General features: G+C 74.4%; 7 protein-coding genes and 1 pseudogene. 5 read left to right on the top strand and 3 right to left on the bottom strand.

All coding sequences use genetic code 11. The annotated features are described in order from the left end of the window. Window positions 1-239: pseudogene (locus RWM17_RS11810) on the bottom strand (hypothetical protein); the annotation flags it as partial. A 139-nt stretch (window positions 240-378) separates the two neighbouring features. Between RWM17_RS11810 and RWM17_RS11805 the strand changes: the two are divergent. The 4 genes from RWM17_RS11805 (at window position 379) to RWM17_RS11790 (ending at window position 3,154) form a co-directional block, all read left to right on the top strand. Further along, on the top strand, window positions 379-789 hold the full coding sequence (locus tag RWM17_RS11805; protein ID WP_314103921.1) for a hypothetical protein: 411 nt from the start codon (window positions 379-381) through the stop codon (window positions 787-789). A 222-nt stretch (window positions 790-1,011) separates the two neighbouring features. Next, window positions 1,012-1,944 (top strand): sigma-70 family RNA polymerase sigma factor, encoded by a 933-nt coding sequence (locus RWM17_RS11800; protein ID WP_314103918.1) that lies wholly within the window; start codon window positions 1,012-1,014, stop codon window positions 1,942-1,944. 162 nt (window positions 1,945-2,106) lie between these two features. Further along, on the top strand, window positions 2,107-2,448 hold the full coding sequence (locus RWM17_RS11795) for an ATP-dependent DNA ligase (RefSeq protein WP_314103915.1): 342 nt from the start codon (window positions 2,107-2,109) through the stop codon (window positions 2,446-2,448). Then, on the top strand, window positions 2,441-3,154 hold the full coding sequence (locus tag RWM17_RS11790) for a GAF and ANTAR domain-containing protein (RefSeq protein WP_314103913.1): 714 nt from the start codon (window positions 2,441-2,443) through the stop codon (window positions 3,152-3,154). Before RWM17_RS11795 ends, RWM17_RS11790 begins: the two co-directional genes overlap by 8 nt. 147 nt (window positions 3,155-3,301) lie before the next feature. On the opposite strand, the gene RWM17_RS11785 is transcribed toward RWM17_RS11790, so the two are convergent. Both RWM17_RS11785 and RWM17_RS11780 read right to left on the bottom strand, forming a co-directional pair. After that, entirely contained in the window at window positions 3,302-4,000 is a 699-nt protein-coding gene (locus RWM17_RS11785) for a GAF and ANTAR domain-containing protein (RefSeq protein WP_158614686.1), read from the bottom strand. Continuing rightward, window positions 3,997-4,977 carry a glycosyltransferase family 9 protein gene (locus tag RWM17_RS11780; protein WP_314103910.1) on the bottom strand — a complete coding sequence of 327 codons (981 nt, stop codon included), beginning with the start codon at window positions 4,975-4,977 and terminating at the stop codon, window positions 3,997-3,999. The genes RWM17_RS11785 and RWM17_RS11780 overlap by 4 nt, the downstream gene beginning before the upstream one ends. Window positions 4,978-5,084: 107 nt before the next feature. Between RWM17_RS11780 and RWM17_RS11775 the strand changes: the two genes are divergently transcribed. Beyond that, the coding region (locus RWM17_RS11775) for an HAD-IIIA family hydrolase (protein WP_314103908.1) at window positions 5,085-5,507 on the top strand (423 nt) is incomplete at its 3' end.

Here is a 5,507-nt window from a genome sequence, read left to right as displayed (position 1 = left end):
GCGACCGACAGCAGCGCCAGGGCGGCGGCGCGCTGCCGGGCAGCCGTCAGGGCGACGACCGCCGCGGACGAGGAGGCGGCGGTCAGCACGAACAGGAGGTGGTGCACCCAGCGGGCCCGGTCGGTGCGCAGCACCCCGCACCGCACGCCGAGGCCCACGCCGCAGGTCAAGAGGTAGGCGGACGCGGCGACGGCCAGGGCGGGCACGCCGGAGGGCGTCGGCGGTGAGGCGACGGACATGGCTGCCATCGAAGCAGCGGCGCCGGGGGCGTCCCCGTGCGGTCGGGGGACATCCCGGACCGGCAGGCATGAGACCGGGCGCACCGGGTAGGGGACGGCAGCACCGTTCGCACCTCCGTCCCCCACCGAAGGAGCCCCCGTGGCGAAGTCCCTCTCGCTCATGATCGCCGTCGTCGTCGGCGGACACGGCCTGATCGGCCTGTTCATCGAAGGCGAGCACATGCTCGGCATCTTCACCGTCGACATCGTGCTCGACGTCATCTACCTGGGCACCGCGCTGCTGCTCGTCGCGGTCGCCGTGCTCGACCTCTCGGCCCTGACGATCAGGATCATCGTGGGCTTCGTGGCCCTCTCGTACCTCGCGCTGCTCCTCGCGGGCCTCGCCGACCGGCAGCTCGCGGGCGCGGCGCCGACCGGCCTGACGCTGATGGACGACGTGCTCTTCGCGGGCCTCGCCGCCGCCTGCGCGGTCACGGCCTTGCAGCCACGGCCCGAGCTGCCGCTCTGGGTCGACAACGAGTCGGCCGGTCACCCGCTGTCGAAGCTCTGAGCCTCACCGCGACCGGCGCGCGGTCGGCGGTCGGCGGTCCGGGGAGCCAGCTCCCGAACCTGAGAATCCGTCCCCCGACAGCCCGGGGGCGGCGTGAAAGTAGCAGCACTGCCCAGTCCGGTCCAGGGGGGTGCCGAGGTCCGTGCCCGGTGGCAGCGTCGCCCTCGTCGACGACGGCGGCCAAGCAACGAGCCGCTCCGCCTCAGCTGGGATGAGGACGACGTGAGCACCATCACGACCGAAGCACGCACCACCACTCCGATCACCACTTCCGCGACGACCACGACCTCGACCACGACCGGGACCGGCCCGGCCGCCTCGCCTCGCAGGCTGTCCTCGGCCGCGCACCGCGCCTCCTCGGCACGGTCGCCCCGCGAGGAGCGGCGTCGGCTCGACACGCTCGCGGCCTATCGTCGTGCGGCCCTCGCACCGTCGCACGAGACCGATCGAGCACGACGCGGGCTCGTCGCCCAGGTCGTCGAGCAGCACCTCGACGTCGCCGACGCGGTCGCCCGGCGCTACGCCTCGGCAGGCGACGAGTGGGCCGACATCCGCCAGGTGGCCTGCCTCGGCCTGCTCAAGGCGGCGCTGCGGTTCGACCACGAGAAGGGCGACGACTTCGTCGCGTTCGCCGGGCCGACCGTGTCCGGCGAGGTCAAGCGGCACCTGCGCGACGCGACCTGGGCCGTGCGTCCGCCCCGGCGCCTCCAGGAGCTGTCGGTGGCCCTCGCCGCCGTCCGCGACCCGCTGACGCACCGGCTGGGCCACGAGCCGTCCGCCGAGGAGCTCGCCCTGCGGCTCGGCGAGCCCGTCGCCGAGGTCCGCCTCGCGCTGCGAGCCCGGCTCGACCGCACCGCCGCCTCGCTCGATCTCCCGATCGGCACCGCCGAGGGCACGAGCCTCGGCGACACGATCGCCGCCGCCGACGAGCACGAGGCGACGGAGGTGCGGTGCGAGCTGAAGAGGGCGATCGCGCAGCTTCCCGATCGAGACCGGCTGCTCGTCCGGCTGCGCTTCGTCGACGAGCTCTCACAGGCCGAGATAGGCCGCGTGCTCGGCGTGACCCAGATGCAGGTGTCGCGGCTGCTCGCGAAGGTGCTGGGGCGCCTCCGGGGGCTGCTCTCGCTCGACGAGGTCAGGAGCCGGGCCGACTAGGCGGCGGCGTCGAGGCACGGGACCCGGTCGTCCGGCGGGCGGTGTCGTCCACCATGCGACAGGGGGCGGTCGTGAGCCTCGCCGAGATCCCAGCCTCCACTATCGTGACGCTTGCCGGGACCCACCGGCCCCCCTTCACCCAGACCCCGTGAGGACTTCCAGATGGGCACGTTCACCTATGGCCCGACGTCGATCGACGTCACGCTCGACGACCGGTTGCTCGCCCATCTCCGCACCGTCGTCGTCACCAAGCTGCGGCGCGGCGAGTGCTTCCTGTTCACCTGGACCGACGACACGGGGCCCGAGCCCGTCGAGGAGTCCCTCTGGATGCACCCGGCGGTGGCCATGCGGTTCCGGGTCGAGAAGGCCGCTGCGGAGTCCATGAACCAGGACTGGCTGGCAGTGCTGATGCACGCCGCGAACAGCGGCTCCGGGCTCACCACGAGGCCCGAGCCGGTGCCGGCCCCCGGCTCCCGCCCCGGGGACGCAGCGCAGCATGGCTGACGCCGGACGCGACGCCGACATCGCGTCCGTGTTCGTCGAGCTCGTCGAGGCCCTCCGCTCCGGCCGCGAGCTCGTCGACGCGCTCGACCTCCTCGTCCGGGCGTGCACGGAGCACACGGGCGCCGTCGAGGCCGCCGTGATCCTCCGTGCCGACGACCGCACCTACCGTGCGGTCGCCTCGACCCACGAACGCACCCTCGACGTCGAGGAGGCCCAGCTCGGCGTCGAGGGCGGGCCCTGCATCGAGAGCATCGCGCGCGGCGAGCTGCTCGCCGTCCCCGACGTCCGGGCCGTCCACGACCGGTGGCCGGACTTCACCGAGACCGCCCTCGCCGCGGGGCTCAGCGGAGCTCTGGCGCTGCCCCTCGAGGTCGACGGGGTGGCGGTGGGAGGCGTCAACGTCTTCCTGGCCGAGGCCGGAGAGCTCAGCGAGCCCGAGGTGTCGCTGATCACCTCGATGCTGCGCGTCGTCGGCACCGGCCTCAGCCAGCGACGGGAGAACGACGAGCAGACCGCCCTCGCGGACCAGCTGGCCTACGCCCTCGAGAGCCGGGTCGTGATCGAGCAGGCCAAGGGATACCTCTCCTACGAGCGCAGCACGACCGTCGCCTCGGCGTTCTCCCTGCTCAGGAGCCACGCACGGTCGCACCGGCTGCCGCTCCGCGACGTGGCGCAGGACGTCGTCGACCGCCGGCTCGTCCTGTAGCTCGCACGTCGAGGACGAAGGCCGGGAGCGACTCGGCTGCGACCGTGACGTGCTCCACGGGGCAGAGCCCAGGAACGTCCACGCGCGACCGGCCGCGGCTCGACCTCACGGCATCGTCATGACGTGCGCCCCGAGCGGACCCCGCCGTCAGCGGCCTGGACGCCCCTCCGGCAGCCGCCGTGTGCGCACGAGCTGCGCCGCGACGTCGCGGAGCTTGACGTTGCCCTGCTGCGAGTAGCGCCGCAGCACCGCGAAGGCCTGGTCGGCGTCGAGGTCGTGGCGCTCCATCAGGATGCCCTGGGCCTGTCCGACGAGCGTGCGCGCCTCACGGACGGTCTCGAGGTCCTCGGCGGCGCGCAGGTCGACCAGTGCCACCGCGACCTGCCGCACCAGCAGCTCCAGCGAGTCGTCGTCCGCCCAGCGCCTCAGCGACCCCGCCTCAGCGGCGTAGAGCGAGAGCAGGCCGAGCGACGAGCCCCGCGCGGCGAGGGGCACGGTCAGCACGCTGCCGACTCCCTCCGCGGCGAGCGCGGCGGCCCACGCGGGCCAGCTCGGATCGTGCGCGGTGTCGTCGACGAGCACGACCCCTTCGACCTCGTCGGGGACGGTCTCGTCGGCGGCGGCCGACCCGTGCTCGTCGCGCAGCCCGTCGAGCCGCTCTCCCCGCGACGACGTCGCCGCAGCCCGAGGCGCCGCGGAGCCCCCGACGTGCAGTCGCACCGCCACCTCGTCGCACCGCGTCAGCGCACGGACGTAGCCGACGGCCCGCTGCACCGTCACCCTCAGGTCGGGCTCGGACTGCAGGTCTGCGGCGAGCGCCGCGAAGAAGGAGTCGTCCGTCGTCACGCGCCGATCCCGTCGAGGCTGCGCGCGACCTCCCTGGCCGCGGCGAGCACGTCGGCGGGCTGCACGGCGAGCAGGGCAGGGTCGCACTCGCTGCCGAAGGTGTCGCCGACGCGCAGGCTCGCGTCCGTGAGGACCACGTGCGGGCCGCTCGCGGGCGGGCCCCACTCCTCGGGCGGAGCAGGCCCGAAGAGCACGACCGAAGGCGTGGCGTAGGCCGAGGCCAGGTGCGCCGCCCCGGTGTCGACCGAGACCACGACGGAGGCGTCGGCCACGACCGCGGCCATCTCGGCCAGGTCGACCGTGCCGGCGAGAACGTCCGCGGCGACGACCTCGTCGTCGAGTCCGGCGAGCGCCGCGACCTCGAGCGCACGCGGCCGCTCCTTCTCGCTGCCGGTGAGCACGACCCGCCGTCCCTCCTCACGGAGCTCGCGCACGACCGTCGCGAAGCGGTCGACGGGCCAGTGCCGCGAGCCGTAGAAGGCCCCCACGTGCACGACGACCGCACCGGGCGCGGCGCTCGGCAGGTCGGGGCGGGCGATGCCGATGTCCTCCTGGTCGGCGGGCATCCCGTGCTCGCTCGCCAGCCGCGCCCAGCGGTGCCGCTCGAGCACGTGGTCCTCCCACTCCGGGCCCTCCCACCCGGGGCTCGCGTGACCCAGCCGCACCCGCGGCTGCAGCTGCTCGAGCACCCCGCGGCTCTCGGGACCGTCGCCGTGCAGGTTCATCGCCGTGTCGATCCGCCCCGGCTCGATGCCGAGCGGGTGGTCGAGCCCCGGGGTCGGCCAGAGCACGTCGATCCCTCCGACGAGCTCGGCGACCGGCTCGAGCCAACCGGGCACGGCGAGCACCAGGCGGTGGTCGGGCCGCGAGCGGCGGATCGCGTGCAGCGCGGGCACGGCGACGAGCAGGTCGCCCAGCTTGAGGGCGCGCAGCGCCAGGAACTCAGGGGTGTCGTCCTTCTCGGGGAGGCGGTCCATCCCGACAGCCTGCCGCGCCGGACCGCCCGCCGCCCGAACAGGAGGGCTTCGACAGAAAGGTGATCTGTGCACGTTTCGGCGGGGGCGCCTCGGGGCACGGCGTTGGCATGACCTCGTCGACCCGCGCCTCCTCGTGGCCCCTCGCGGTGCCCTCGGCGGTGCTGTTCGACCGCGACGGCACGCTCGTCGTCGACGTGCCCCACAACGGCGACCCCGACCTCGTGCAGCTGGTGCCGGGGGCCGAGGAGGCGGTGGCCGCGGTCCGCGAGGCCGGCGTCGCCACCGGAGTGGTCACCAACCAGTCCGCAGTGGGCCGCGGCCTGATCACGCGCGACCAGGTCGACGACGTCGCCGCGCGGGTCGACGAGCTGCTCGGCGCGTTCGGCACCTGGGCCGTGTGCCCGCACGTCGCCGAGGACGGCTGCCGCTGCCGCAAGCCCGCCCCCGGCCTCGTGCTGCAGGCGGCGGAGACGCTCGGGGTCGACCCCGCGCACTGCGTCGTCATCGGAGACATCGGCGCGGACGTGGGC

Source organism: uncultured Frigoribacterium sp., assembly GCF_963515265.1.
Classification (GTDB): domain Bacteria; phylum Actinomycetota; class Actinomycetes; order Actinomycetales; family Microbacteriaceae; genus Frigoribacterium.
This window is presented reverse-complemented; position numbering and strand designations above follow the sequence as displayed.

Bases quoted from the DNA above. Each gene is read 5' to 3' on its own strand.
- RWM17_RS11795 (WP_314103915.1), top strand. From the start codon at position 2,107: ATGGGCACGTTCACCTATGGCCCGACGTCGATCGACGTCACGCTCGAC.
- RWM17_RS11790 (WP_314103913.1), top strand. From the start codon at position 2,441: ATGGCTGACGCCGGACGCGACGCCGACATCGCGTCCGTGTTCGTCGAG.
- RWM17_RS11780 (WP_314103910.1), bottom strand. From the start codon at position 4,977: ATGGACCGCCTCCCCGAGAAGGACGACACCCCTGAGTTCCTGGCGCTG.